This window comes from Rheinheimera sp., assembly GCF_030824435.1.
Lineage (GTDB): Bacteria > Pseudomonadota > Gammaproteobacteria > Enterobacterales > Alteromonadaceae > Pararheinheimera.
Genome location: NZ_JAVBXS010000081.1, coordinates 1 through 23,969 on the forward strand (window position 1 = coordinate 1; position 23,969 = coordinate 23,969).

Genomic DNA, 23,969 nt, shown 5'->3' on the forward strand with positions numbered 1-23,969 from the left:
AGCCATTGCAGTTCGTGTTGCTGTACATGGTCAGGCCATTGCAAACTGAGTTTTTGTGCTTGTTGCACTGAAGCCAAAGTGAGTTGTTGCACCCATTGTTGTTGGCTTAGTTGGCCGGGTTCAGGGCTTTGTTTACAGCCCTGCAAAACCAACATCAGTAGCAACAGGCCAACAAGAAGCTGATAGCGGCGCTGAGTTACTGCTTTCATCTCTGTTCTCCCGGATAATTTGTTTTTCTGTAGTTTGCACTGAGCTGGTGTCATTGATACGGTCACAAGGCGAATCAGCTCAGTCCGGCACTGTGAAAAACAGCATCAACAAAGTATCAAAAGCAGCAGCTTTGCCGTCAAGCCTTCTGCGCCCGACAGCCACCGGCACAAGTCTGGTCGGATTTTATCCATTTTTAACCGCAAGCCTCTTGCTTCCAACACAAAAATCGTTTGCACTGCTACTTACAAAATAACAACAATCAGGACGATAAAATGCGCACCTCAAACCTCGCGGCTATGGCTGCACTGCTGTTGTTCAGCCTGACGGGCACAGCGACTGAACTTAAAAACCTCACTGCAAAACAAGCGCTTACCTTAATGGAACAACAAAAGCTCAGTTCAGTGGAACTGGTGACTTATTACCTGCAACAAATTGAAAAAAACAACCATAAAGGCGCTGATTTAAGAGCCATTACCGATATCAACCGCGACGCTATTAAACTGGCCACCCGGCTGGATAACGAACGTAAAGCCGGCAAAATCCGCGGCCCTTTACATGGTTTACCTGTGGTCATCAAAGCCAATATCGCCAGCAAAGATGGTATGCCGACCACCGCAGGTGCGCTGGCGTTAAAAGGCTTTTTAGCAAAAAAAGATGCTGAATTAGTGACGCAGTTAAAAGCAGCAGGTGCTGTGATTATTGCCAAAAGCAATTTATCAGAATGGGCCAACTTTCGTGGTGAAAAGTCCGCCAGCGGCTGGTCAGCTTTAGGCGGTCAGACTAAAAACCCTCATAGTTTATCCAAAACCCCCTGTGGTTCCAGCTCAGGCTCAGGTGTTGCAGTGGCCGCCGACATGACCTTGCTGGCTGTGGGTACCGAAACGGACGGTTCCATTACCTGCCCGGCATCAGTTAATGGTGTGGTTGGCATTAAACCAACCCATGGTGCTGTGTCGGGGGAAGGTATTATTCCTATTGCCGCTTCCCAGGATATTGCCGGCCCTATGACCCGCACTGTTGCTGATGCCGCCTTGTTACTGGAAGTGCTGGCCACCAAAGAAGCCAAAAGCCACTACGGCGATTTAACCGCTGAAGCCCGGAGCAACAAAGCAAAAAAAGTGGCACTGGTACGCGCTTTTGATAAGGATTTCCCCGCCGTAAAAACCATGCTGGACCAGGTGGCGACAAAACTTCAGCAACAAGGGGTTCAGGTACAGAATCTCGATAAATGGGATTTACCAGAGCAACTGAATAAAGACGAACTGACGGTATTAGTTTATGAATTTAAACGCGATTTAAGCCAGTGGTTGCTGGATTACCAGGTGCCGGCGAGTGTCAACAGCATTGAAAAAATAGTGGCTTTTAACCAGAAAAAAGGCAAAGCGGCTTTGGCCTTTTATGGTCAGGAATACCTGCAACAAGCAAGCGCCATCAACCTGATAAAAGACAAAGCCGCTTATGAAGCCGCCCTTACCAACAGTAAAAAACTAGCCAAAACAGCGCTGGATGCTTATTTAACGGCCCAAGGTGTCGACGCCATTTTATTGCCGGCTTATGGCCCGGCCTGGCCTATTGATCATATCAATGGCGACCAGTTTAATTTTGGCACTTCCACAGCAGCTGCGGTCTCAGGTTACCCTTCGGTCACAATTCCGGCGGGCATGGACGGCAACTTACCTTTGGGTTTAAGTCTGGTTGGGCTGAAATGGAGTGAACCAAAATTACTTGGGCTGGCAACGATGCTGGAACAACAGTTACCCGCCAGAGCCATACCTGCATTTGCGCCCTGACATAGGGCGATGGCATCTGCTGATTTTGTTATGTTAAGGTGGCTCATTCTCAGAGTGAGCCACTGCTGATTTGAACAACATCAACAAAGACAAGCAATAACAATCACTCAGCCACTTTCTCAGCGGAGTTCTCTTTTTGCAGCGCAGAGCATTTTTAGGTTTTTCGGTCTTTAGCCTTGCCACTTTAAGCGGTTGTAGTGGCATGCCTGCACTGCCCTCCGCCAGCCAGAACGAACCAGAGCCACAAGACTGGCAGCAGCTGGCGAGCCAGTTTCAGGGCGAGTTATTGCTGCCAAACAGCGAACATTTTGACCGGCTCAGGAAAGCCGCCAACGCCCGTTATGATGATGTGGTGCCTGCGCTTATTATGCGTTGCCAAAACGCCGCTGACGTGCAGCTTGCTGTGAATTTTGTACGTAATTTTGCTTTGCCTTTTGCGGTGCGAAGCGGCGGTCATAGCTACACCGGTCTTTCCAGCACCAAGGGTGTATTAATTGATGTTGGCCTGATGCAACAGATTGAACTGACAGGCGATATTGCCACCATTGGCAGCGGCGCCAAACTCGGTGATGTGTACGCCACTTTAGGCCAACAACATAGATCAATTCCGGCTGGCAGCTGCGCCAGTGTGGGTATTGCCGGTTTAGTGCAAGGGGGTGGCCTTGGCGTGGCCGACCGGCGTTATGGCCTGAGCTGCGATGTGCTGAAAAGCATCGATATAGTGACAGCAGACGGTGAGCTTCGCCATTGCAGTGCCACTGAACATGCCGATTTATTCTGGGCCTTACGCGGTGGTGGTGGCGGCCAGTTTGGTATTGTCACCCGGCTTCAGATGCAGACGTTTCCAACGGCGCCGGTACGCAATTACATCGGCCGTTATCCGTTAAAACACGGCTTGCAGGTGCTACAAAACTGGCAATTGTGGCTCTCTGAGTTACCGGACGATATCTGGTCACAAGCCACCATCTGGTTTAACGGCCAGCAAAATGAACCGGAAATCCAAATCCGCGCATGCGCCATTGGCGAACCGTTGTTGCTAACCAGACACTGGCAACAACTGGAACAACGGTTAATTGGTATCTGGTCTGAATTGGATATGCAGGATCACCAATATCTGGATTTTATGCTGACCGACTGTGCCGGCCTCGAAATGCCACAGTGCAAACTACCGAATCAAGATGAAGCTGGTGTGCTGAAAAGAGTGGCGATGGCCGGCAGCTCAGATATTTTCAGCCGTTATCTGCACACAGCAGCGCTGAAAACTTTGCTTAGGGAAATTGAAAAACGCCATCAAAACGGCCACAGAGGCGGCGTGATGTTAACTGCCATGGGCGGTGCTATTCAAAAGCTACAACATGATGACACTGCTTTTGCCCATCGCCAGGCTGTGCTAAGCGCGCAATATCTGATGAGTGGCCCTGTTGGCAGCCCTGAATCTTTATTAAAAGAAGGCGCGGTGTGGGTGAACCGGATGCGCCATCTGATGAAAACCTGGAGCAGCGGTGGTGCTTATTTAAACTACACCGATGCGTTAATAAAAAACTGGCAACAGGCTTATTACGGCGACCATTACGCCAGACTGCAACAAATCAAAGGCCGTTACGATGCAAAACAGCTGTTTCGTTTTGCTCAGGGCATCAAGCCGGCTTAATGTTGATTTAACAGAGAAAAAGGAGTTTTCCATTGCAGCTTTTTGTTTCTAAAACCAGATTCAGAACAAGGTTATTGCTGGCAACATTGCAGGCAGTCTCAAGCACAGCTGCGATGGCACAGACTGAGCCAATCCCAACAACTGCCTCCCAAAGCGAAGTTTTTGTCGCCGCCGGTACCTTTCACGCCGAAATTGAAGGCCCTGCCGTTGACGCTGCTGGCAATATTTATGCGGTGAATTTTGGTGGAGCAGCTGAAGAATTTAAAGGCAGCATTGGCAAAATAACGCCATCCGGCCAGGCCAGCCATTTTCTACAACTGCCCAAAGGCAGTGTGGGTAATGGCATCCGGATTGACCAGCAAGGCCGTTTTTATATTGCCGATTACACTGGCCACAATATCTGGCGTTATAACGGCAAAAGTTTAAGTTTGTATTTGCATCAGCCAAAGATGTTTCAACCCAATGATTTAGCCATCAGCAACAGCGGTGTACTTTTTGCCAGCGACCCCAACTGGAAAAATAGCAGCGGTCAAATCTGGCGTATCGACAAAGCCGGCCACAGCCTGTTGCTGGAAAGCCAGATGGGCACCACCAATGGCATTGAAATAAGCCCGGATCAGCAATTTTTGTATGTCAATGAAAGTGCACAGCGCAGGGTCTGGCGTTATCAGCTGGATAAAGAGCTTCATATCAGCAATAAAACTTTGTTAATTGAGTTTGCCGATTTTGGCCTGGATGGCATGCGTTGTGATGCCAAAGGCAATTTATATATAGCCAGATATGGCAAAGGTGTGGTGGCCAAGATTAGCCCGGAAGGTAAACTTTTGCAGGAATATCAGCTACATGGAAAATATCCAACCAATGTAACTTTGTCCGCCGACGGCCGTTATTTATATGTGACTATGCAACAACAAGGGGCTGTTGAACGTTTGCTTTTGCAATAACTATTGCCAGCGCCAACATACCACCGGCGCTCTGCCAGCCTGACTTTGCCAAAAGGCGCTCTTGCAGACAGACAAAACAATAATCTCAGGCGGCAGCAAAGCCGCCTGAGCTTTTTAAACGCCTTATCTTGTTAAAAACCCGGACTTTTTCAACACCACATTTTTTATACAGCTGTGCTTTGTTGCCCTTATACCCAACCAAAAATTTATATTTTTCAAACCGTTAAATCATGACTTTTGGCACACAGAGATTTTGCCGCCCTGCGACACACTGAGCTTCAGATAAAACAAATAACAATCCACATTTAAAGGACAAAACCATGCAACAGGGTGTTAGAAGTGATAGCGGTCATAGAAGTGTGAGCACGGCAATAACCACAGCTTTTATGCAGGCAGCAGGTAAAAAACTGCTTTTATTGGGTTTTGTCCTGGCTTGGGTACTGATTGGCCACATAGCGCAGGCGGCTGAACCAACAGAAAATGCCAAACCAAACAGCAGCGCAGAGGCCAGCGTTTCTGCCCTGGCCGTTAAGATGCAACATCTTGATTTATTTGATACCAAGCGCCAAAGACCGGTTAAAATCACCCTCTGGTACCCTGCGGCCAGCCACTGTCAACAAGCACTGATTTGTCTGGCCGATGGCGCCATTCTTCATCAGGCTGTGCTGTTATCCCATGGTGCTATGGGCGCGGCGCAAAACTATCAATGGCTTGGCAAACAACTGGCGGCACAGGGTTTTATTACTGTGGGCGTCAACCATTATGGTGAGTCCTGGATTTATGGTGCTGAGCATGTGAATCCGGCTGCTGTGATGCAGTTCTGGCAACGACCACTGGATTTAACTTTTGTGCTCGATGTACTTGAACAGAATCAGTTGGCAGGTCGGGAAATTTTCAGTCAGCCAGTACAGTGGCAAAATACCACCGCCATAGGACATTCATCGGGTGGTGCTTCAGTGCTTGCTTTGGCGGGTGCAGAGTGGGATCTGACGCAAGCGGCTGTTTATTGTAAAACCGCAGCGGCGGCAACAGACCGTAGCTGTGCTTATCTGGTAAAAACCAAAGTTGAAGCGATGAATACTTCCACAGTTGTGAGCGCCAGCGGCGAAGCACATCAACTGCCCACTTTGCCAAAACAGTTGTCGTGGCAGGACAACAGAGTCAAACGGCTGGTGCTGCTCGATCCGGCGCTTGGCCATGTGGCAACAACAAAAAGCCTAACGCAGCTAAAGATACCGGTACTGGTGGTAGGCTCTGTAAAAAATGACTTTTTACCTTATGCCCGTCATGCTGGTTTTTATGCCAGCCAGATTCCGGGTGCCAAAGAGTTGCCACTGGATCAGGGTGAAGGACATTTTGTGTATCTGGATAGCTGCACCCATCAGTATCAGGCGCTTGGGGTAGCTTTATGCAAAGACAGAGCCGGGGTCAACAGGGCTGCGGTACAACAGCAGTTGTTGCCTTTGGTGTTCTCTATGTTGCAGCATTAAACAAAAAATTTGAACCCGCAAAAAGCCGCAATAGCGGCTTTTTGCTACATCGATGACAGAGGGTTAATCCCAGCTGATATTGTGCCCCGCTTTGGCTGCGCCTTTGAGCATCTCCAGCAAAGGCACTGCCCTTTTACGTAAACTAATGCTGGTGTCTAACGCATCTGCCTGTGTCGATAACAAAGGTTCCACTTCATCCGCCAAAGGTAAATCTTCCAGCGCCTGCTGCAGTTGCCATAAAGCCTGCGGCACATCTTCAGCATAAACAGCACCCGGAACTTTTGGCGTAACCCCCATTTTTTCAATCAGTTGCAATGCAACATCACCAAACATGGTAATAGGGTAATAATCTTTGCTGTGAAAAGTTACTAACATAAAGTCTTCCTTTTCTGGCTGGTTCTCAAATTTGTTCTGCCGCTTTTTTATCCACTATAAACCTCTGCCACAAAGCCGCAAGGGTTTAGCATCTGACTAATACACCGACAAGCCCAGTTGTTCGGCCAGACGGCGGATCAAATACATAGCCAGATTGGAATTGCCAAATTTATTCAGTCTCGGGCTCCATGCAGCTATCACCCCATAATTGGGCACCACAGCAACTATGCCACCACCCACGCCACTTTTGGCTGGTAAACCTACGGTAAAAGCAAACTCGCCGGATTGGTCGTACATACCGCTGGTACTTAAAATAGCGTTGATACGGTGGGCATCTTTGCGACTACAAATTTGTTCATTGCTGACCGGATCCACACCTCTGTTGGCCAGATATAACCAGCTTCTGGCCAGCTGTTCACAACTCATTTCTACCGAACACTGGTGAAAATATTGCTCCAGCACCTGCGGCACTTCACTTTGAATATTGCCAAAACTTTTCATCAGATACGCCAAAGCGGCGTTACGGCTGCCATGTTGCTGTTCAGATGCATAGACTTTTGGGTCAATATAAATTTGCTGACATTGCGCTAAACGGCGGATAAACATTAAGAATGTGTTTTTACTGGCCGAATAATGGCTGGCAAGCACGTCAGCAACCACAATAGCACCGGCGTTGATCACCGGATTCCGTGGTATGCCCTGCTCCCACTCCAGCTGCACTATTGAATTAAACGGCTGACCTGAAGGTTCCATCCGCACTCTTTGCCACAACTCATCCCCTTGTAGCTGCATCGCCATGGTCAGGGCAAAAGTTTTGCTCAGACTTTGAATTGAAAAAGGCATCTGACTGTCACCGGCCGCACAAACTTTGCCATCTAAAGTAGCAACAGCAATACCCAGCCTTGTTGGCGAAACCTCTGAAAGTGCCGGGATATAATCGGCAACCTTGCCTTCTGCCGGCAGTTGCTGCGCATCAAAGAGTAAATCTGTTAAACAACGGGTTAAATCGACAATAGGGCAAAATTCCGCCTGTTGCATTGTGCTCTCCGAAGCCGCAGCTAAAAACGCTATCAGAACATAGTTAAAAGCGACGACACAAGGGTGTTGCTATTTTAACGTCTTCAGCTAACCGCCAACCTTTGCTTTTTGTGCAAGCTTTAGGTATCAATAGAGATTAGAGTTTCAACTCGGTTTATTGCTTTCATATTTCATTGGTTTTATTGGCTTTGCCAACAAATAGCTCTGATCGCTTTGGCAACAAAAGGAACATTATGAGTCAGGCCCGCCATATTGCCGAAGTGATTTTAAAAGGCTTTCGCCGTCACTTTAGTTTGTTTTTGCAAATTACCGCCAAAGCACAACAACGTTTTGCCAACGCCGACTGGCAGGGTTTTCAGCAGGATAATTCTGACCGTATCAGCTTTTATGATTTAAGGGTGCAGGAAGCCATAGACCGGCTGGTGCAGGAGCTGCCACAACATTGTCTGGACGAGCCGTTATGGCAGCAGGTTAAACAACATTATCTGGATTTTTTAAGTTTTCACCCGCAAGCAGAACTTGCCGAAACTTTTTATAATTCAGTGTTCTGCCGTTTGTTTGAACGAAAATATTTTCATAATCAGAATATTTTTGTTGAATCCACTTTAAGTAAACAAAAGCTGCCAGCCCCCATCGCCTCAGTGTACGACAGTTATTTTCCGGCGCAGGATGGCCTGCGCAGCTGCATTCGCAAAATTGTCGCAAGTTTTGCATTTTCGCTGCCTTTTGCCGATTTAGAGCGCGATATCCGTTATGTGATCCAGACATTTCGCGCCCAGTCGGCGCATGGCCGCCACCCGGTATTTCAAATCCGGTTTGATATTTTAAAGTCGGTGTTTTACCGCAATAAAGCCGCTTATATAGTCGGGCGGGTGGTGAGCCCGGACGGACAACAACCTTTTATTATTCCGATTTTGCAAAGCAAAACCCAGCCGCGCCAGCTGTATCTGGATACGCTTATTACTGACGCCCAGCAAATGACCATTATTTTTGGTTTTTCCAGGGCTTATTTTATGGTGGAGCTGCCGGTGCCTTCGGCTTTGGTGCACTTTTTAAAAGAGCTGTTGCCGCATAAAACCCTGGCTGAACTTTATTCGTCAGTGGGTTTACATAAACAAGGCAAAACCGAATTTTACCGTGAACTGCTGCAACATCTGGCCAAATCCAGCGACAGCTTTGTGGCCGCGCCCGGCATTCGCGGCATGGTGATGATGGTGTTTACCCTGCCCTCATTTCCTTATGTGTTTAAAGTCATTCGCGACAAATTTGCCGACACTAAAAATTTTGGCCGCGACACTGTCAAACAACGTTATTTTCTGGTGAAAAAACACGACAGGGTTGGCCGTATGGCCGACACCATGGAATATTCTTATGTGGCTTTACCGAAAAACCGTTTTGCGCCAGAGCTCTTAACCGAGCTGATGGAAGCTATTCCAGGCTCTTTAAGTTTTGAAGACGATATGGTGGTGATTTCACATTTGTATATTGAAAGGCGGATGATCCCGCTGAATATTGCGTTGGAAAGCGCCAGCGACGCGGAGAAAGCCAGGCTGATGGCCGATTATGGTCAGGCACTGAAAGACATGATTGCCGCCAATATTTTCCCGGGTGACATGCTACTGAAAAACTTTGGTGTCACCCGCCACGGCCGGGTGGTGTTTTACGACTACGACGAAGTGCAATATCTGCTGGATGTCAATTTTCGCAAAATTCCCAAAACCGACAACTGGGACGACATGCTGAGCTCGGAACCCTGGTATAGCGTCAGCCCAGGCGATGTATTTGTGGAACAAATTGCTACTTTTGTCACCCCACAACCACAGTTACGTCAGTTGTTATTTCAGGCGCATCCAGAGCTGCTGGACGCTGATTTTTGGTGTGATAAACAACAAAAAATTAAAGCCGGTTTTGTCGAGGATATTTTTCCATATCCGCCTGAACAGCGTTTTAGCCAGTGTTTTGGCCTTGGCCTGGATGAAAAATAAAGCTGTTTTAGGCGCTGGTAACACAAGCTAATCGACAATAAAGCAGGGTTAGCTTAGTGGTACTTGCGTTATCAAAACTGGCCTGGCAGCAAATAGCAGGCTTAAGGCCGTTCTGTTAATGCAGCACAGACTGCTGTGTTTTTATCATGCTGCGGTTCACAAATGCCCTGATGGGCATGCTGATATGGCGCTGCAACAATCTGTTGCTGCAAAGCCTTAAAACTTTTCCAGCTGGATGATAAAGCAACAGGGTCGCTTAAAAAGCGCGGCACCTGACCGCCGGCATCCGCAATGCCGGTATATTGCAGTCGCACTTTATTACCCGGCAACGGCGATAATACCCAACGCGCCGAAAAGTCCCGCAACCGCAGTTTACCGGGGTTTTCCGGGTGCAAATCGGCACAATCCCACACCTCCATGATCAGGGTTAAATCTGCCCGCTGCTGCCATTGTGAGCAGCTAACCAGCTCACGTTCAGTCAAAGGCCAGGGCGCACTAAAGCCTGTATACACCAAATCTTCGGTTAATGATGGTTTTGCCAGCAGCTTCACCTGCGCTACATTATGCAACCACAAAGCAGCATTGTTGGTGTCGTTTAATAAATGCAAAAAAGCAGATACTGATCCCTGATAATCGAGCTGTATTTTCACCTGCAACAACTTTTTTCTGCCTTGTTGCAGATGACGTTGTTGCATGCTGATATCGGCGTCAGTTTTGTATACACGCCAGTGCTCATCTGCTACCGCATTGCCCTGCAAAATCAGCAACACACAACAGCCGGAAAAAAATTGTAAAACACCGGGTATCCAATTAAACACTGTCTGTTTGTCCTTGATTGGCTGCACTTAGCCTTATGGCCACAAGTGCTCTCAGCTATTTCAGCCAGAGCCGGGCATTTTCGGCTACAATGGCCGCCGCATTTTTTGGAGACTGTTGTGAATCATCTTAATTCAGTGTTGGCACTGCGTCTGCAGGAGCTGCAACGTACGACCAAACCTTTTAACGCCCGCGGCAGCCGTGTAGTGCGTTGTGATCATTGTTTGTTGCCACAAGCTGATTGTATCTGCTTTGCTAAACCTGAACCTTGTGCCAAAAGTGCGTTTTTATTTTTGATGTATACAGGTGAGTGTTTTAAACCCACTAACACAGGCCGGCTGATTGCCGATGTAGCAATGGACAACCATGCTTTTGTCTGGGACAGAACAGAACCAGCCCCTGCTTTGTTGGCTTTATTGGCCGATCCGCAGTATCAACCTGTGGTGATTTTTCCAACCCAATACGCCGAGCCTGAACGTTGTATCAACCGGCCGAAGCCTACAGAAGGCAAAAAAACCTTGTTTATTTTGCTGGACGGTACCTGGCGTGAAGCAAAAAAAATGTTCAGCAAAAGCCCTTACCTGAACCAGTTTCCGGTGCTCGGTATTCAGCCAACCCAGGCATCGAATTATCAACTGCGTGAAGCGGCGCATTTGCATCAGCTTTGTACCGCTGAAGTGATGATTGAAGTGTTAAAAGTGGACGGTGATGAGCGGGCTGCACAGCAACTTTCTGATTATTTTCACACTTTTCGTAAACACTATATGGCTGGCAAACCTCATCTGAATTTTCAGCAAAAAGCCTGAAAACTCAACACTTGTTCTTTCCACTTTGAACACTCAACCGGGCTGGTTGTGGTTAGCGGAAAAAATCAGTGGCTTGTTGCAATAACCACTCTGGGTCATCCAGCGCCAGATCATGACCAGCAAAAGGATGCAGTTTTAAAGGCACCTGCCAGCACGCTGCTATTTTTTTGCTGGCACTGACATCCACCAGTCTGTCCTGACTGCTGCCAAGTAACAACACCGGACAAACCGGTTTATCCGGTAAGACAAAATTGCTGGCCGCCCATAACTGGCGCAGCGCATTCAGCCGACTGACAGGCCTTAAGCTGGCTAGCCTGACAAAATCGGCATAACGGGTCTGACGTACCTCTGGTTTATTGCTGGTTAATTGCAAAATCAGTTGTTCACGCTTTTTCAGGTTGCCACACAAAGCGGCCAGCACTGTTGGGTAACTTTGCCATTTTAGTCTTTGGTAAAACGGCGTTAAGCTACCTGCACTGCTGTTCACGAGCAACAAAGAAGCCACTTCTGTTGGATACAATTCTGCCCAGCGCATCGCCAGCATACCGCCGAGCGACATCGCAAACAGATGATAAGGGCCTGGGTGTTTTCGTAGCTGGCGCCTGACTAAAGTTAAAATGCCACACAAACTGGCCGGTGTGCGATGTTGCCAATATTGCCCCATACCCGGCAAATCCACACATAACACTTGCTGCTCTATCGACTGACTTAATAACAACGGAAAATTGCCCCAATGTTCCTGCTCGCGGGCCAGACCACGCAATAAAATCACCGGTATGTCTTTGTCTGGCTGACAGATTGGCGACTGCTGGCTGTTTTTTATTTGCTGTACCATAAGGCCTCCGCTTGCGCCTGATGCGCTGCTGTGACAGTACCGAGCCAGTCTGGCGCCGCTGCAGTGGCATGCAATAAAAAGTCCAGCAAAATCAAATGCGATCTCAGAACTCTTTTTACTCTGTGTGGTTTTACCGGATGAAACAAACCATGACTTTTGAACAACTGAAATGGGTTTTTCCGTACCCAATTCCAGGACCCCATTTCCAAAGTTAATGGCAAAAAAATCTGTTGCTGTTGTTGTGACAAGTCGTAGAGGTGGTCCCACAAATCGCCGTGACACAAATAGTGCCGGCTTTGCGGTTCAAAAATGTAGTTTTGCTGCGGAAAACTCTGAAACAACAGTTGTTGCAGCCGGTGCATCTGCGCCAGATGGGCTATAGGCTGGCGCGCTGATTTGGCATAAGGAAACCACAGCCGGTCGGTGCGACCAAAACCTGAATGGCAATCCAGCGCCAGCATAAAAGGTGCCTGAAAAAACTGTTGTACATAACGAATCAGGCACTGGTTTTCAACCGCCAGTTCTCCTGCTTCGCCACGGTACCATGGCAAAAAACGGCTAAACCTGTGCCCACCAAGTAAAAAAGCGGTTTTTTCCAAAGCTTCTATTGGAGAATTCCGCATCAAATCAATATGCTGAGGATTAGAACGCCAGCCAAGCGCCATACCACCGGGATTCAGCAGCGGCACCATACAAAGCTGAACTTTGTCAAAAAGCGCAGCAAAATGTTGATCCCACTGCAATCTGGCGCATAAAGATTCCAGATAAGCCAGCAGCACCTGAGTGCCAATACGCTCCAGGCCATGCACTCCACCGGTGAGCAGCAATACAGGTTTATCTGCTTTGGCTTGACCTATCTGAATGGCATAAATAGGTAACTGCTGATTATTCAGCTGTACCCGACCGAGCTGTTGTGATTGCACCAGCTTGGGTGCCTGTTGCAAAATCATTTCCAGTTGATTCAGTTCAGCAAACAAAAAAACCGCCCGACGCCTTTCAGATATAAAATTCAGCCTAAAGCGGCCAGGTGTCAGCCTTATGGCATTTTGATGAATGTTCAGCTGTTGGCTGAGCTGATTGAGCACCTTTGCCTATTTTCCCGCTGCAGCTGTGAAAAACTATGGCATAGTGACAACAGCGAAAGATGCCAAGCACCATAGAAGGACTGAACTTTTGACAGTCAAAATAACACATACTTTATTGCCATTGCCGCTGGCACTGTTGTTGCTGGCGCTGACCGCCTGTAGCGTGCCCAAAGGCGGTAGTGAAGAATATTGGTTTAATAAAATGCAAATGGAACAACGTGCGCAATGTTCTCAGCTACCGGAGCCACTGGCCAGCAGTTGCCTGGAAAATGTCGCAGCTAAAAGTTATCAGGATTTTGTGCGGGAACGTGCTGAGCGCAATACAGCTCAGCAACACTAAAAGCTGCCGGCAAAGCGGTTATGATGGCCGCTGAACTGTAGATAAACTTTTAATCACCAATGCTGGTGTAAACAAGCAGAGCGCCTTTAAAACCGTTTTTTAATCGGGCTGTTTGTTCATCTTTAGCGTCGAAGCTGAGTCTGTTTCTACATAATAATCCACCAGCTTATCTTCACCCGGCACCGGAATTTGCCCCTGAGCGCAAAGCCCGAGTTTTTGCAGCACTTTTTGTGACGCTAAATTGTGTGGCGCAACAATTGCGACAATTTCAGGGAGTTGCAGTGTTTTTTTCCCATAATCAAACACAGCAGCTGCGGCTTCTGAAGCGTAACCACAACCTGCAAACTCAGGAAAAAAGGCATAACCAATGTCAGGTTTTCCCAGATAGTCGCGAAACACTAGTCCGCACAGACCAATATCAACACCATCTTCTATTCTGTTAACTCTGTACATACCAAAACCATGTTGCCGATACATGGCCAATGGCCCATTTAACAGATATTGTTCTGCCTCTGCCAAAGTGCGCACACCACGGTCGGCAATATTGCTGATAAAAGAAGGTTCATTCAGCAGCCGCAGCATCATGGCTGCGTCATTCAGCTCAAGTTGAAACAACTGCAATCTGGCGGTGGCCACTATTTGCTGCGGTAATTTTTGCATCACGGCTCCGTCAATGGGTGACAGCAACCAAAGGGGGCAGGTTGCGGGCTGTTAAAACAAAGAAGTCAGCCTGAGCTGACTTCTTCTTGCCAGCTAAACTTAAGATTTAGCTTTTTCGGCGTCTTGCAAAGCCGCATTGGCAATGCTGGAACTTAATAACTCAGCGTCTGTTTTACCTTCCCAATAATGGGCGTTTTTAATGCCGAGTTTTTCCGGATGAAACACCGGATCTAAACCGAGTTTTTTCTGTGCTTCATAATCACGTAGACAGGTAAAAGCCACTTTATGTAACAGCAAAATGGCAATAATATTTAACCAAGCCATTAAACCTACACCAATATCACCCAGAGCCCAGGCCAAATCTGCAGTTTTTACCGTGCCATAGACTGTTGCGCCCATAATGCCGATTTTCAGCACAAAGGTTAACCAGGGTCTGTTGATCTTGCGGTTGATATAAGCAATGTTGGTTTCTGCAATGTAGTAATAAGCCACTATAGTGGTGAAGGCAAAAAACAGCAGCGCTATAGCAACAAACAAAGAGCCAAAGCCTGGCAACACGTTTTCCATCGCTGTCTGTACATAACCAGGGCCTGCTGCGACCCCTTTAATACCGGTAAACATCGGGCTGCCATCTTCAGCCTGCACATTATATTGGCCGGTGATAAGTAACATAAAAGCAGTGGCTGAACAGACAAATAAGGTATCGATATACACCGAAAAACCCTGCACTAAACCTTGTTTGGCCGGGTGGCTAACAGCAGCTGCTGACGAAGCATGTGGGCCTGTACCCTGACCTGCTTCATTGGAATACACACCACGTTTTACACCCCACATAATGGCCATACCCAGAATGGCGCCAAAACCTGCATCCAGACCAAAAGCACTGTTAATAATGAGCTTCAGCACTGCCGGCAGCTGCTCAATATTCAAAGCAACAACCACACAAGCCACAATGATGTAACCCAAGGCCATAAATGGCACCACAATTTCAGCAAAAGTGGCGATACGTTTTACACCACCAAAAATAATAAAACCAAGCGCAACAGCGAGCACTGCAGCTGTGACATTAGGACTAATGCCTACCGCAGTCTGCAAACTTGAAGCAATAGAGTTGGCCTGTACGCCCGGCAACAATAAACCAGTGGCAAAAATAGTCGCGACCGCAAAAATCCAGGCATACCAGCCCATACCAAGGCCTTTTTCAATATAAAAAGCCGGACCACCGCGGTATTGACCGTTAATTTTTTCTTTATAGACCTGACCCAAAGTGGATTCGACAAAAGCCGAGCTGGCACCTAAAAACGCCACTACCCACATCCAGAACACTGCTCCAGGGCCACCAAAAGTGATAGCAGTTGCCACACCGGCAATATTGCCTGTACCCACCCGGCCTGCCAACGTCATGGTTAAGGCCTGAAAAGACGATACCCCGCTATTGGAGCTTTTACCGTCAAACATCAGACGGAGCATTTCGCGGACGTGGCGTAACTGTAAAAAACGCGAACGTATCGAAAAATACAAACCCACCCCGAGACACAACACTATCAGCGCCGGACTCCAGATGACATTATTGACCGCAGCAACAATTTCGTTCATCAACTCATTCCTCAATCTTTATAGTTATGGCAGCCGCGGCAGGTACCGGACTGAGCTGTGCTGTGACAATGTGTAAGGTTCCCTGAATCCAGCGCAGACAAGCGCAATAAGATAACCAAGTCGGGGCTTCAGGCACAGTATTATTTCGCTAATGTTCGGCATAATTGCTGTTTTTTCAGTCAAACATCCTGCTGATCGGAGCTCTGAAGGCTTAACTTTGGCTATTGAATGCTTTTTGCACAGGTGCCAACTGTCGCATCTGCTTTAAAATCCATTGCTGGCGTTTTTGCACATAAGGGGATGGCCGCTTCACCAAAAACCGATGTGGGTTGGGTAAAACTGCAGCTAATAAGGCTGCTTGCTGCCGGCTTAACCTTGCTGCTGAAGTGCCAAAAAAATGTTTGGCTGCCGCTTCCACTCCATAAACACCAGAGCCAAACTCCACACTATTTAAATACACTTCCAGGATACGTTGTTTGCCCCAGGCGCCTTCAATCAGCACTGTAATGCCACTTTCCAGACCTTTTCTAAACCAGCTGCGGTCACTCCATAAAAAGACGTTTTTGGCAGTTTGTTGGCTGATGGTGGAAGCACCCCGTACTTTTTTACCTTTGCTGTTATAAACAAAAGCTTTTTCAATGGCTTGCATATCAAAACCCTGATGCTGCAAAAATTTCTGATCTTCAGCCGCCACCACAGCCTGCAGCATATGACCGGATATTTTTTCGATAGCCACCCAGTTGTGCCTTGCCTGATAGCCGCTTTTTCCCGTGAACCAGCTACTGAGCTGCCTCTCCAGCATCACGCCGGTATAAGGCACAGGTAACCAGGCAAACAGCAACACCAGAGTTAATAAAAAAGCACTGCCGTATCGCAGCATTCTGGCGAACAACAACAAAAAACTGTTTAACAAACTTTGCAGAATCAACAGCGCAGACTTCAAGTCTCGAACTCAATCAGGAAACAATAATGGCAAGAAGTATAAAGACATCCGAGTGCAAAACCCAGCATCTTGCAGAGTGCCTGAACGCCACTTTTTTATACCACTTTGGCGATCATTCACTGCAAGATACCGGTTTTTGTTATTTTCAGCGCTGCTGACTCAAAATTTGATAAGACCAGGGCGCGAGCTCCAGCTTTGTTTCAGCAGTCAAAGTGGTGCTTTTGCCGGTATGGAAATCCTGATACTGCCCCTGGTACAACTTGTCTTTAAAGCTCACCTGCAGCCGCTCTTTTGACAAATTAAACACAGCAAAGACTTTGTTTTTGTCATTTTGCCTGACAAAACTCAATACCTGATTAGGTTGGCTGTTAAACACCGGCGTCATCCGGGCGCCCCAACCGGCATTCCATAACGCACTGTTGGCTTTTTTCAACGCAAAAAGTTTTTGATACAAGTCGCCATTTTTGTGTTCACGCCAGACAATAGGGTCGCGTTCAAAAAACGCCAGTTGTTTTTCGTTACCAGCCTCCTGACCGTTATAAATCATCGGTATACCTTCCCCCACCACCGAAAGCGCCATAAAAGCAGGCAGCGCAGGGCCAAAGGCCTTAAATTCGGTTTGCTCCCATGCATTCACATCATGATTACTGACACCCAGCATGCGGAAAATATCCTGAGGGTAATGCCGTTCATTCCAGGAGTAATACACATAAAGTTTGTTCACATCAGCATGACCCTGTGCGATTTGGTGCGCCGCTTCATACCAACTCCAGCCGTAGGTGGCATCAAAAGCTTTGGCATGTAAATCACGGGTTTCCCATTCGGCCAGCATAAACACAGGTTTAATGGCATCCAGCTCAGGGCGCAGCTGCTCCCAAAAATCCAGCGGTACAAAACCGGCAACATCAGCTCTGAAACCGTCAAAACCAATGTCTTTCACCCAATATATCATTGCATCTATCATGTAACGGCGAAGTTCAGGCTGGTTGTAATCGAGTTCAATAATGTCGTGCCAGTCCCACCATGGCGTTGGCCGGAAGTCGCCTTTCCAGTCACGGGCGTACCAGTGTGGATGTGAAGTGATTAAGTTGTTGTCCCATGCTGTGTGATTGGCGACCCAATCGAGGATCACATACATGCCCAGCTGGTGCGCGGCATCAATAAATTTTCTTAAATCGTCTTTAGTGCCAAACTCCGGGTTCACCGCCAGATAGTCTTTCACGGAATAAGGGCTGCCTAAACTGCCTTTACGGTTTTTTTCGCCAATAGGCTGCACCGGCATTAACCATAAAATATCAACACCAAGTTTTTTCAGCCTCGGCAGCTGTTTGGCGGCGGCGTTAAAAGTGCCTTCTTTGCTGAACTGACGGGTATTGATTTGATAAATCACCGCATCTTTGGCCCAATCCGGGTGTTTCACCTGCACATAAGGGCTGATCGCAAGTGGTGTGGTGGCTGCCTCGCTGGGTACAGCTTTTGGGTTTGCCATAGCGTAAGCAGAAAACAACGAACCAAGCAGCATTAAGCATTTGAACTTCAAAGATTTTGTCATAGCAGCCTCAGGGTTTCAGCCAAGCTGCCAGTGCAGGCAGCTTAAAAATTCACCTGAGTATTTAATATTTTGCTGCCATACAACAAGCTTTGTGTGCTGCCATACGTATGCAGCCATTTTGCAGGGGTGCAGTCAGCCAAAAGCGCAGCTGTTAACTGCGCTCATCTGAAGCTTTTTGCAATAAACGCCGGCTTTCCTGTAAAAACTGTGGCGCCAGCTCACCAAAAAATTGCTGGCCTTTGGCAAATTCGGCCATCAAACCTGCTTTATCTCTTGCCGCCAGCAAATGTGACAGCTGATTAAATCTGTGTTGGTAACGCTGCAGCAACCCGGTGACAGCGACGGACGACAACATAATATCGGCGTACAGTTCGGCATTTTGGGCAAACAAACGTCCGACCATCGCGAGCTCCAGCCGGTAAATGGGTGAACTAAGCTCCAGCAGCTGCTGCAAATCAGCCTGCTCTTCGGCCAGATGAACCCCATAGACCAAAGACGAAAAGTGCCGCATCGCCTGGATCATCTGCATTAAATCATCGTGTTGTTTAGCCTGCTTTTCCGTCAGCACTGCGCCCCAGACACTAAATTGTTTGAGCAACCACTGATAACACTCTGCTTGCCTGCCATGGCACACCACCACCACTTGTTTCACTATATTGCTGATATCAGGGCCAAACATCGGGTGTAAACCAAGCACTGGCCCGGTATGATGTTCCAGCATGGCTGCTAAAGGCGCGGCTTTAATACTGGTGATATCGGCCAGCACACAATGCTCCGGTAATGGCGGTAATTGACGAATAACCTGTTCTGTCACATGAATAGGCACTGCCACCAACACCAGACAAGCATCTTTGAGGATGTCAGTGGCCCTAGGCCAGTCGTGATGCTCCAGTACTTCTACCTGATAACCGGAGCGCTGAAACAAACTGACAAAACGCTGACCCAGAGCACCGGCGCCGCCCACCACCACCACTTTGCCGCCTTGTGGCCGGCAACAGACAAAACCGGTTTCCTGGGTTTGATAAGACTCCCGCATCACCCGGCGTAATACATCTTCCACCAATTCAGGGGAAACTCCAGCGACTTCTGCTTCTGCTCTTCTGGCTTTTAACAACGCCAATTCCCGCTCAGGCACATAAAGTGGCAAAGCATGCTGTTGTTTCACCCTGCCAACTTCGGCCGTCACTTTGGCGCGCTCTGCCAACAGCTGTACCAGTTGGCTGTCAATCTGGTCTATCTGAGCACGTAAAGGCGCCAACGCAGCCATCGGATCAGCAGCGGTGTGATTCTTATCCATCAAAACCTCTTAAGCCGCCTGCACCACAGGCTGCATTTGCAGATGTAAACCGGCCAGTAACTGTGCCGTTGTTGGCCAGTCAATACAGGCGTCTGTCACAGATACCCCATAAAGCGCAGCTTTGCCGTCGATGATGTCTTGCCGTCCTGCGTGAATATTGGATTCCAGCATCAGACCAATAATAGCTTTGTTGCCAAGCTGGCGCTGCGCCACTACTGCTTCAGCGACCTGACTTTGTCTGTTATGGTCTTTGTTCGAATTGCCATGACTACAATCCACCACTATGGCTTGTGGCAAATTAAGCTTAGAAAGCGCAGCCACTGCTGCATTGATGCTGACTTCGTCATAATTTGGTTTAGCACCACCACGCAGAATAATATGGCCATCCGGGTTACCCGCTGTTTGCACCAGCGCCACTTCGCCTTTTTGATTAATGCCAATAAAAGTGTGTGGGCTGGCTGCAGATTGCAACGCATTTAATGCAATATTTAAATTACCGTCAGTGCCATTTTTAAAACCAACCGGCATCGACAAACCACTGGCCATTTCCCTGTGGGTTTGTGATTCCACTGTGCGGGCACCAACAGCAGCCCAGGCAATAAGATCCGACAAATATTGAGGACTGATAGGATCAAGGGCTTCAGTGGCTGTTGGCAATTCCATCTCCACCAACTGTAATAACAAATCACGACCACGGGTTAAACCTGTTTCCAAATCAAAAGAGTCATCCAGATGCGGATCATTGATAAAACCTTTCCAGCCCACTGTGGTGCGTGGTTTTTCAAAATACACCCGCATCACAATGTACAGACTGTCGTTGTATTGTTGCTGCAATGTTTTTAAACGACGGGCGTAATCTATAGCTGCTACTGGGTCGTGGATAGAACAAGGGCCAACCACCACCAATAAACGTGGGTCCACCCCATGAATAATATTGGCAATATCCCGTCTGGCTTGTTGTACAAACAAAGCACCTTTTTCATTCAGCGGCAGCACCTTCTTTAATACTGCAGGTGGACTCAGCGGTTTTTCCGCGGTAATACGCAAATCATCAACAATTTTACTCATCGCTTTAGCTCCAGAAGTTTTATTTCACTTGTCATTCCAGTCGGGCGGATGAGGCAGAAATAAACGTAAACATTTAAATACAATCCGTAATGAACAAATTACGAGTTTGCATATTAAAAATTAGACGCCCTTATGTCAACCAATAAAAACCAGTAAAAAAGCGACCCGCAAAGACATATAGCAAGAAACGGAATAGTACACATTAATTTACACAAAGAGAGGTTCAACACAAAGAGCAGCGATATAAATCGCCATCTATTTGGTAAATAACACAATACCGCCATGGCGCAGTAAAAGAATAAATACAAAATTTGCAGCCGGCACAGAAGATGGTTAGAGTAAATTCAGTCGGTTTGCCGGAGTTAGCAACATTGTGACAGGCTGGATGATAAAAATATTACAGTGTGGATTGCTGGCATTACCCTCAATTGGCTTTGCGACCCCAGTCCAGCCAATTCTGGTGCTGACTGAACATTTGCCACCCTATCAGATTGCCAGCGGCACCAACGTCAGTGGTTTCGCCACTGAAGTGGTGCGTAAAACTTTTGATAATGCCGGTATTGCTTATCAAATTGAAGTTCAAAGCTGGAGCAGAGCTTATCAGCTGTCGTTACGCCAACATGATGTCTGTATTTATTCTATTTCCAAAAGCGCTGAACGCACGCCGTTATTTCACTGGATTGGCGCTATTTCCTATAACCACACCTCCATTTATTCGCTAAAAAGCCGGGGCGATATTCAGATAAAAACTTTGCAGGACGCCAAAAATTATGTGACTGCAGTCACCAAGGACGACATCACTCATCATTACCTGCAAAAACATGGTTTTGTTGAAGGCAAACAACTGTATGTGCTGGAAAACGTCTCAATGATGCTCAATGTACTGCAGGGGCGTAAAGATATAGATTTAGTGTTGATCAACGACACTATTCTCAGATACAGAGCGCAGGAATCAGGGGTAGAACTGGGCAGCCTGAAAAAACAGCTGGAACTGCCAGAGCTGCCATTGGATTTTCATTTAGCCTGCAGCCTGAAAACACAACCCCAGGTGATTGCCAGACTGACCCAAAGTTTACAACAACTGAAAGATCAGGGTGAATTTGGCAGAATAGTCAAAGGCTGGTCAGAGAAATTCTGAGCGCGCTTGCCTTGACACTCTTCAACCGCATCACAAGCTGACGGCAGCAGCACTGCAGAGCTCAGCGTTATAAACTTTTTTTCGGCGGCAAAGCCACATTGGCAAAAATAAAACCAGCCACCAACGACATAAAAATCAAAAAGGTTTGTTGTCCAAGCTGCTCAACAGGCGCCATTTGTTCACCTGAAATAAAAGAGTTCAGACCAATATAAGTTTTACTGCCGGGCACCAGCACTATCATGCCCTGCAAAGACACTATGCTGGCCGGTGCATTCATCAGCCGGGTAAAAATATTGCCATAAACGCCAACCGCAAAAGCGCCGACAAAAGCACCAAGCGCCAGGCCTAAATAATCGCCGCCAACCAGACTGGCACCATAAGCGATAAAACCTGAAGCTATACCCCAGAGTGCATGTTTTTTCCGCGCTCTGAACACCACCACCAGACTGCCACAAAGCGCGGCAATGGCCAGCCATGCTGTCCAGGCCGGCACTGCAGTGGCAGGTTGATATTGCGCTTCACCAAAACATAACTGACCAAATGCCAGGCCTAAAAAAGCACCAAAATACAATTTAAACAGCAGCATCACCGCGTCCATAATACGGGCAGTACCAGACACCAGATGCCGGGCAGCAAGCTCGGCCAGGCCAAGGGTGAGTGCCAAACCCGGAATAAACACAATAATGGCCGAGAGCACCACTAAAGGCACCTGAATAGCGGGGTCAAGATAAGCGGCAATGGCAGTGGCGGCAAAAGCAGACACCATGGCGACCAGCGGCTCCAGCATATTGGTCACCCGCCGACTTTTTTCCGCCCAAAGCACAAACAAATACACCAGCAAACTCAACATGGCGGCCCAGAACACGTCATGCCAGCTGGCTTTCATCAGCATGGCAAAAGCGCCACCTGCTGCACCATAAGCCAAAAAAGTAAAAATACGTGAATAAGGATTCGGCATGGCGGCTATTTCATTCAGCCGCGCCGTTGCCTGCTCCAGACTCAGAGAACCGTTGGACACCGCATCGACAATTTCATCGGTACGCGACAAAGAACCTAAATCAAGTTCGCCAGGCATAACACGCGCTACATGGGTATATTCGTTTTCTTCACCCGGTTGCCAAATCACAAAAGTAAGTACAGTTGGCGTAATGGCAAAAGCGGCACCAATACCCAGAAATTCCGCCACATTTAATAAATGCACTTCCAGCCGGTAAGCCGGCGTGCCGAACTTATGCAACATTTTGCCAAGCTTGACAATAAAACGGCGTTTTTCAATAAAACTGGCTGAGTGCACAACAACATCCTTTTGGCGGGAAACTGTGGCAATTGTAGTTCGGCTTTAAAGCAGAAAAAAGATCTGATGAAAAAGATTAAGTTGTTGTAGAAATTGGGGAATTTTTTAGTTTTTTAGCAGCGTCGATAAGACAGGCTTTAGCCATGGCAGGCATAAAAACCAGACTACAGCCGAACTATCCGGTTTGGCAAAAGCACTTTTAGAGCTGAGGTTCAAACAGGCTTTGCCATAGGCAAAAAAAAGGCTGCCATAAGGCAGCCTTCAAGTGCTTAGTTAAGCTTTTCGCGGATACGCGCTGATTTACCTGAACGATCGCGTAAGTAGTAAAGCTTGGCACGGCGTACGGCACCACGACGTTTCAGCGTGATGCTGTCAATCATTGGGCTGTGCGTTTGGAATACACGCTCAACACCTTCACCGTTCGAAATTTTACGAACTGTGAAAGAAGAGTGTAAACCGCGGTTACGCTTGGCGATAACAACGCCTTCGTAAGCCTGCAGACGAGTTTTATCGCCTTCTTTAACTTTAACTTGAACTACCACAGTATCACCTGGGCCGAAAGCTGGAACGTCTGTTTTCAGCTGTTCGTCTTCAAGTTGTTTGATGATGTTTTGGCTAACTTTGCTCATAACAATCTCACTTTACCTGGAATAAACTATCGTGTTGCTGCAACGCCTGGTGTTCCTGTTGGAACTCGTCCAGTAATTTGCGTTGCTCCTTAGTCAGAGCCAGGACATTTAACATATCCGGCCGTCTTAACCAGGTCCTACCAAGGGCCTGCTTCAGACGCCAGCGTCTGATGTTTTCATGGTGTCCGCTGAGCAATACAGCAGGAACCTGTTTGCCGTCTAACACTTCTGGTCTGGTATAGTGCGGACAATCCAGCAGTCCGGAGGCAAACGAATCCTCAACTGCGGATAAATCATGCCCCAATACACCTGGTACCAGTCGCGATACCGCATCAATCAGCGTCATCGCAGGCAATTCGCCCCCACTCAGCACGTAATCGCCGATTGACCATTCTTCGTCAATTTCCGACTCTATTACGCGTTCATC

The 23,969-nt window shown here is 47.7% G+C and carries 23 protein-coding genes; 8 read left to right on the plus strand and 15 right to left on the minus strand.

All coding sequences use genetic code 11. The features are described from left to right. Nucleotides 1-209 (minus strand): hypothetical protein (locus RCH83_RS13990; protein ID WP_306523152.1); only part of this gene is annotated, 209 nt, incomplete at its 3' end. 273 nt (nt 210-482) lie between these two features. On the opposite strand from RCH83_RS13990, the gene RCH83_RS13995 reads away from it, so the two are divergent. The 4 genes from RCH83_RS13995 to RCH83_RS14010 all read left to right on the plus strand — a co-directional run bounded on the left by RCH83_RS13995 (nt 483) and on the right by RCH83_RS14010 (nt 6,085). Next, entirely contained in the window at nt 483-2,000 is a 1,518-nt protein-coding gene (locus tag RCH83_RS13995) for an amidase (protein WP_306523154.1), read from the plus strand. Nucleotides 2,001-2,136: 136 nt separating this feature from the next. After that, on the plus strand, nt 2,137-3,651 hold the full coding sequence (locus tag RCH83_RS14000) for an FAD-binding oxidoreductase (protein WP_306523156.1): 1,515 nt from the start codon (nt 2,137-2,139) through the stop codon (nt 3,649-3,651). A 32-nt stretch (nt 3,652-3,683) separates the two neighbouring features. Beyond that, entirely contained in the window at nt 3,684-4,595 is a 912-nt protein-coding gene (locus RCH83_RS14005) for an SMP-30/gluconolactonase/LRE family protein (protein ID WP_306523158.1), read from the plus strand. A 359-nt stretch (nt 4,596-4,954) separates the two neighbouring features. Further along, on the plus strand, nt 4,955-6,085 hold the full coding sequence (locus tag RCH83_RS14010) for a hypothetical protein (protein WP_306523160.1): 1,131 nt from the start codon (nt 4,955-4,957) through the stop codon (nt 6,083-6,085). A 63-nt stretch (nt 6,086-6,148) separates the two neighbouring features. On the opposite strand, the gene RCH83_RS14015 is transcribed toward RCH83_RS14010, so the two are convergent. Both RCH83_RS14015 and RCH83_RS14020 read right to left on the minus strand, forming a co-directional pair. Then, nucleotides 6,149-6,460 carry a DUF1840 domain-containing protein gene (locus tag RCH83_RS14015; protein ID WP_306523162.1) on the minus strand — a complete coding sequence of 104 codons (312 nt, stop codon included), beginning with the start codon at nt 6,458-6,460 and terminating at the stop codon, nt 6,149-6,151. 96 nt (nt 6,461-6,556) lie between these two features. Continuing rightward, nucleotides 6,557-7,498 (minus strand): glutaminase, encoded by a 942-nt coding sequence (locus tag RCH83_RS14020; RefSeq protein WP_306523164.1) that lies wholly within the window; start codon nt 7,496-7,498, stop codon nt 6,557-6,559. A 233-nt stretch (nt 7,499-7,731) separates the two neighbouring features. Here RCH83_RS14020 and aceK point away from each other — a divergent pair, with 233 nt between their 5' ends. After that, nucleotides 7,732-9,483, plus strand: coding sequence for a bifunctional isocitrate dehydrogenase kinase/phosphatase (gene aceK / locus RCH83_RS14025; protein ID WP_306523166.1), 1,752 nt, complete (start codon nt 7,732-7,734; stop codon nt 9,481-9,483). Between the two features lie 101 nt (nt 9,484-9,584). Here aceK and RCH83_RS14030 read toward each other — a convergent pair whose 3' ends face one another. Further along, nucleotides 9,585-10,253: an START domain-containing protein gene (locus RCH83_RS14030; protein WP_306523168.1), complete on the minus strand. Its 669-nt coding sequence runs from the start codon at nt 10,251-10,253 to the stop codon at nt 9,585-9,587. A 165-nt stretch (nt 10,254-10,418) separates the two neighbouring features. On the opposite strand from RCH83_RS14030, the gene RCH83_RS14035 reads away from it, so the two are divergent. After that, on the plus strand, nt 10,419-11,105 hold the full coding sequence (locus tag RCH83_RS14035) for a tRNA-uridine aminocarboxypropyltransferase (RefSeq protein ID WP_306523170.1): 687 nt from the start codon (nt 10,419-10,421) through the stop codon (nt 11,103-11,105). A gap of 52 nt (nt 11,106-11,157) precedes the next feature. Here RCH83_RS14035 and RCH83_RS14040 read toward each other — a convergent pair whose 3' ends face one another. Both RCH83_RS14040 and RCH83_RS14045 read right to left on the minus strand, forming a co-directional pair. Next, nucleotides 11,158-11,940: an alpha/beta fold hydrolase gene (locus RCH83_RS14040; protein ID WP_306523172.1), complete on the minus strand. Its 783-nt coding sequence runs from the start codon at nt 11,938-11,940 to the stop codon at nt 11,158-11,160. Next, on the minus strand, nt 11,925-12,917 hold the full coding sequence (locus tag RCH83_RS14045; protein WP_306523174.1) for a M14 family zinc carboxypeptidase: 993 nt from the start codon (nt 12,915-12,917) through the stop codon (nt 11,925-11,927). Before RCH83_RS14045 ends, RCH83_RS14040 begins: the two co-directional genes overlap by 16 nt. Before the next feature lie 196 nt (nt 12,918-13,113). Here RCH83_RS14045 and RCH83_RS14050 point away from each other — a divergent pair, with 196 nt between their 5' ends. Continuing rightward, a complete protein-coding gene (locus tag RCH83_RS14050) occupies nt 13,114-13,365 on the plus strand; it encodes a hypothetical protein (protein WP_306523176.1) in 252 nt (83 codons plus the stop codon). A 99-nt stretch (nt 13,366-13,464) separates the two neighbouring features. Here the strand turns inward: RCH83_RS14050 and RCH83_RS14055 are convergent, their stop codons facing one another. From RCH83_RS14055 to RCH83_RS14080, 6 genes are all read right to left on the minus strand, one after another. After that, nucleotides 13,465-14,025, minus strand: a complete 561-nt coding sequence (locus RCH83_RS14055) for a GNAT family N-acetyltransferase (RefSeq protein WP_306523178.1) — start codon at nt 14,023-14,025, stop codon at nt 13,465-13,467. Nucleotides 14,026-14,124: 99 nt separating this feature from the next. Then, nucleotides 14,125-15,624: an alanine/glycine:cation symporter family protein gene (locus RCH83_RS14060; RefSeq protein WP_373689776.1), complete on the minus strand. Its 1,500-nt coding sequence runs from the start codon at nt 15,622-15,624 to the stop codon at nt 14,125-14,127. A 208-nt stretch (nt 15,625-15,832) separates the two neighbouring features. Then, nucleotides 15,833-16,564 carry a monofunctional biosynthetic peptidoglycan transglycosylase gene (mtgA, locus tag RCH83_RS14065; protein WP_306523182.1) on the minus strand — a complete coding sequence of 244 codons (732 nt, stop codon included), beginning with the start codon at nt 16,562-16,564 and terminating at the stop codon, nt 15,833-15,835. A gap of 145 nt (nt 16,565-16,709) precedes the next feature. After that, on the minus strand, nt 16,710-18,116 hold the full coding sequence (locus tag RCH83_RS14070) for an alpha-amylase family glycosyl hydrolase (RefSeq protein ID WP_306523184.1): 1,407 nt from the start codon (nt 18,114-18,116) through the stop codon (nt 16,710-16,712). A gap of 151 nt (nt 18,117-18,267) precedes the next feature. Then, complete coding sequence (tyrA, locus tag RCH83_RS14075) at nt 18,268-19,413, minus strand: bifunctional chorismate mutase/prephenate dehydrogenase (protein WP_306523186.1); 1,146 nt, start codon at nt 19,411-19,413, stop codon at nt 18,268-18,270. A 9-nt stretch (nt 19,414-19,422) separates the two neighbouring features. Further along, on the minus strand, nt 19,423-20,481 hold the full coding sequence (locus RCH83_RS14080; RefSeq protein WP_306523188.1) for a 3-deoxy-7-phosphoheptulonate synthase: 1,059 nt from the start codon (nt 20,479-20,481) through the stop codon (nt 19,423-19,425). Between the two features lie 460 nt (nt 20,482-20,941). Between RCH83_RS14080 and RCH83_RS14085 the strand changes: the two genes are divergently transcribed. Next, nucleotides 20,942-21,619 carry an ABC transporter substrate-binding protein gene (locus RCH83_RS14085; RefSeq protein WP_306523190.1) on the plus strand — a complete coding sequence of 226 codons (678 nt, stop codon included), beginning with the start codon at nt 20,942-20,944 and terminating at the stop codon, nt 21,617-21,619. A 67-nt stretch (nt 21,620-21,686) separates the two neighbouring features. Here the strand turns inward: RCH83_RS14085 and RCH83_RS14090 are convergent, their stop codons facing one another. The 3 genes from RCH83_RS14090 to RCH83_RS14100 form a co-directional block, all read right to left on the minus strand. Next, nucleotides 21,687-22,913 (minus strand): threonine/serine exporter ThrE family protein, encoded by a 1,227-nt coding sequence (locus RCH83_RS14090; protein WP_306523192.1) that lies wholly within the window; start codon nt 22,911-22,913, stop codon nt 21,687-21,689. 269 nt (nt 22,914-23,182) lie between these two features. Next, nucleotides 23,183-23,542, minus strand: coding sequence for a 50S ribosomal protein L19 (gene rplS / locus RCH83_RS14095; RefSeq protein ID WP_306523194.1), 360 nt, complete (start codon nt 23,540-23,542; stop codon nt 23,183-23,185). A gap of 7 nt (nt 23,543-23,549) precedes the next feature. After that, a partial coding sequence (locus RCH83_RS14100) for a tRNA (guanine(37)-N(1))-methyltransferase (RefSeq protein ID WP_373689777.1) occupies nt 23,550-23,969 on the minus strand: 420 nt, incomplete at its 5' end.

What these genes read in the sequence shown, in the direction of transcription:
- RCH83_RS13995 (WP_306523154.1), top strand. Translation starts at nt 483, where the DNA reads ATGCGCACCTCAAACCTCGCGGCTATGGCTGCACTGCTGTTGTTCAGC.
- RCH83_RS14015 (WP_306523162.1), bottom strand. Translation starts at nt 6,460, where the DNA reads ATGTTAGTAACTTTTCACAGCAAAGATTATTACCCTATTACCATGTTT.
- RCH83_RS14020 (WP_306523164.1), bottom strand. Translation starts at nt 7,498, where the DNA reads ATGCAACAGGCGGAATTTTGCCCTATTGTCGATTTAACCCGTTGTTTA.
- aceK (WP_306523166.1), top strand. Translation starts at nt 7,732, where the DNA reads ATGAGTCAGGCCCGCCATATTGCCGAAGTGATTTTAAAAGGCTTTCGC.
- RCH83_RS14040 (WP_306523172.1), bottom strand. Translation starts at nt 11,940, where the DNA reads ATGGTACAGCAAATAAAAAACAGCCAGCAGTCGCCAATCTGTCAGCCA.
- RCH83_RS14055 (WP_306523178.1), bottom strand. Translation starts at nt 14,025, where the DNA reads ATGCAAAAATTACCGCAGCAAATAGTGGCCACCGCCAGATTGCAGTTG.
- RCH83_RS14070 (WP_306523184.1), bottom strand. Translation starts at nt 18,116, where the DNA reads ATGACAAAATCTTTGAAGTTCAAATGCTTAATGCTGCTTGGTTCGTTG.
- tyrA (WP_306523186.1), bottom strand. Translation starts at nt 19,413, where the DNA reads ATGGATAAGAATCACACCGCTGCTGATCCGATGGCTGCGTTGGCGCCT.
- RCH83_RS14080 (WP_306523188.1), bottom strand. Translation starts at nt 20,481, where the DNA reads ATGAGTAAAATTGTTGATGATTTGCGTATTACCGCGGAAAAACCGCTG.
- rplS (WP_306523194.1), bottom strand. Translation starts at nt 23,542, where the DNA reads ATGAGCAAAGTTAGCCAAAACATCATCAAACAACTTGAAGACGAACAG.